This window comes from Halorubrum sp. SD612 (assembly GCF_002135005.1).
Window position 1 is genome coordinate 1 of record NZ_NEWI01000263.1, and the last position, 2,347, is coordinate 2,347.

2 protein-coding genes and 1 pseudogene are annotated in these 2,347 nt (G+C 68.6%); 1 reads left to right on the plus strand and 2 read right to left on the minus strand.

Translation table 11 applies throughout. The features are described from left to right. Positions 1–229, minus strand: a pseudogene (locus B9G38_RS16135) (sulfite exporter TauE/SafE family protein); the annotation flags it as partial. Next, a complete protein-coding gene (locus B9G38_RS18435) occupies positions 219–383 on the minus strand; it encodes a hypothetical protein (RefSeq protein ID WP_198945726.1) in 165 nt (54 codons plus the stop codon). The gene B9G38_RS18435 and the pseudogene B9G38_RS16135, both read right to left, overlap by 11 nt. A gap of 312 nt (positions 384–695) precedes the next feature. On the opposite strand from B9G38_RS18435, the gene B9G38_RS16140 reads away from it, so the two are divergent. Next, positions 696–1,547 carry a universal stress protein gene (locus B9G38_RS16140; protein WP_086221055.1) on the plus strand — a complete coding sequence of 284 codons (852 nt, stop codon included), beginning with the start codon at positions 696–698 and terminating at the stop codon, positions 1,545–1,547. The last annotated feature ends 800 nt before the right edge of the window (positions 1,548–2,347 follow it).

The following is a 2,347-nucleotide window of genomic DNA, read 5'->3' on the forward strand; positions in this document are numbered from 1 at the left end:
GTTTCAGCGTCGCGATGACGGCCGTCCCGAAGACGAACGCCATCCCGCTGCCGACCGCGACGGGCGCCGGGTAGTCCAACATGAGCAGGGCCGGCGTGACGAGGAACGACCCTCCCATGCCGAAGAACCCGAACAGGACGCCGACGACGAGGCCGAACCCGGCGAACAGGGCGAGCATCTCGGGGCTCGTCCCCAGGAAGCCGGGCCCGCTGAGAAGGCTACCGAGCACTCGCGTCACCCCCGACGATGAGGTCCATTAGGTACGGCCCGACGAGCCGTTCGAGGCCGCCGTAGCCCACGTACAGCACGAACGCTTCGAGGAGGATCGCGCCGATAAGCAGGGCGGTCTCCGGGTCCCAGGTGGGTATCTCTAGTCCTGCCATCGACTCTCCCTCCGACTTCCGAACGCGGAAATTCGCTTTTGGCACATTTCTGCTCACTCTCCCCTACCTGCTTCGTGCCTATAACGGTTTTGGGCTGACCGCACAATACTATATTCCGGTAACCTCGGTCGGAGTACCGATAACTTACGGAGAGGTTTTCACGCTCGACGGCCCCGTTCGTCGTCCGCGTTGCGGTCGCCCCACGCCTCCGACCGGACGCCTCCGGCCGCCCGCCTCCGACCGGACGCCTCCGGCCGCCCGCCTTTCGAGTCGAGCGCAACCGTGTTGTCGTCGCCCGCCCAAGGCGTCGACATGCGGGCCCTGTGCGCGACCGACCTGTCGGCCGCCAGCGAGGCGACCATCGAGAACGAGACGTGCCTGGACTGTCTGGGCCGCATCGGCGTTCGGACGATCCACCTCGTCACGGTCGTTCCGGGGAACGTCCACGCCGCGACGCCGGGCGTCGACTTCGAGGCGCGGCGGCGCCGGGGGCTCGACAGGTACCGGGCGGTGATCGAGGCCGCGGGGTTCGACGTCGAGACGCACGTCGTCCGCGGGACGCCGCACCGACGCCTCAACGAAGTCGCCCGGACCGTCCACGCGGACCTCGCGGTCGTCGGTTCGCGCGGACGGAGCCCGCTGGAGAACCGGGTCGTCGGCTCGACCGCGCGCAACCTCGCGCGGACGACCGTCGTCCCGCTGTTAGTCAACCGCGTTGAGCGGGCGGTCGACGACCCGACGGTCCGTCGCGAGCACCTCTTCCGGCGCGTCCTCTTCGCGACGGACTTCTCCGAGCACGCCGCCCGCGCGTTCGACGCGTTCTCGTACCTCCGTCACGCGACCGAGGCGGCGACGCTCGTCCACGTCCGCTCGCCGAAAGACGAGGGCGCGGGCGGCGACGCCGGCGCCGGTCCAGCGGAGCGACTGGCCGAGCGGGCGCGCACCTTGGAAGAGTGGGGGATCGAGACGCGGACGGAGGTCCGGCGGGGCGACCCCGCCGAGGAGATCCTCGACGTCGAAGCGGCGACCTCCCCCTCGACGGTCCTCGTCGGGTCGAAGGGCCGGAGCCGCATCCGGCGGCTCCTGCTCGGGAGCGTCTCCGGGGAGATCGTCGCGCGGGCGGACGGGAACGTCTTCCTCGTCCCGCCGCCGCGAGCGACTTAAAAAAGCAAGTGTCTCGATGAGCAGATCGTCACGCCGCGGTGACGCGATCGCTGCCGTGGCGGCTACTTCAGTAGCTCCTACGGTTTGTTTATAAATGGATGCCAGTGAGCCCCCTGCGAACAGCTCCAATTCCCGGTTGCTCGTTTATAAATAGTTACTGACGGCTCGGCGGCAAACAGCTCCAAAGCCCCAGTCGCTCGCTTATAAATCATCAGTGACGGACCAGCAGGGAACACCTCCAAAGCCCCAGCCGCGAGGACTCGCGCGACTCGCTGTGCGCTTCACTCGGTCGCTCACTGCGCTCGCTCCCTCGTTCCAGTGCTTGCGTCGTCACCAGAACGCTCCGCGTTCTGGTTGGCTCACGAGAGCTCTGCTCTCGTGAACGCCGTGCTTCGTCCTCGCGGCAGCGTGGCGCGACGCGCCACGGGCAGCGAGGGACTGCGTCCCTCGGGCAACCGGGCTTCGCCCGGTGACAGGGCGAGAGCAAAGCTCTCGCTTGAAACCGGACGTAGTCCGGTGACAGCCGGCGGCGGAGCCGCCGGTGACTGCCCCTTTGAGTCCCGCCCGGAACAGCACCGCGACCGCCGGAAGACGGTCCTGCTCGCTCGCTTCGCTCGCTGCGCGGGCTGCGACTTCCGTGCTCCCGCTCGCTCCCTCCGGTCGCTCGCGGGACCGCACCTCACGCCTCCCCAGCCTCGTCGCCGGACTACGTCCGGCTGCAAGCGAGAGCTTCGCTCTCGCCCTGTCAGTCGCTTCCGCTTCGCTCCGGCGACTGACTCCAGCGAGGGACCGCAGGTCCC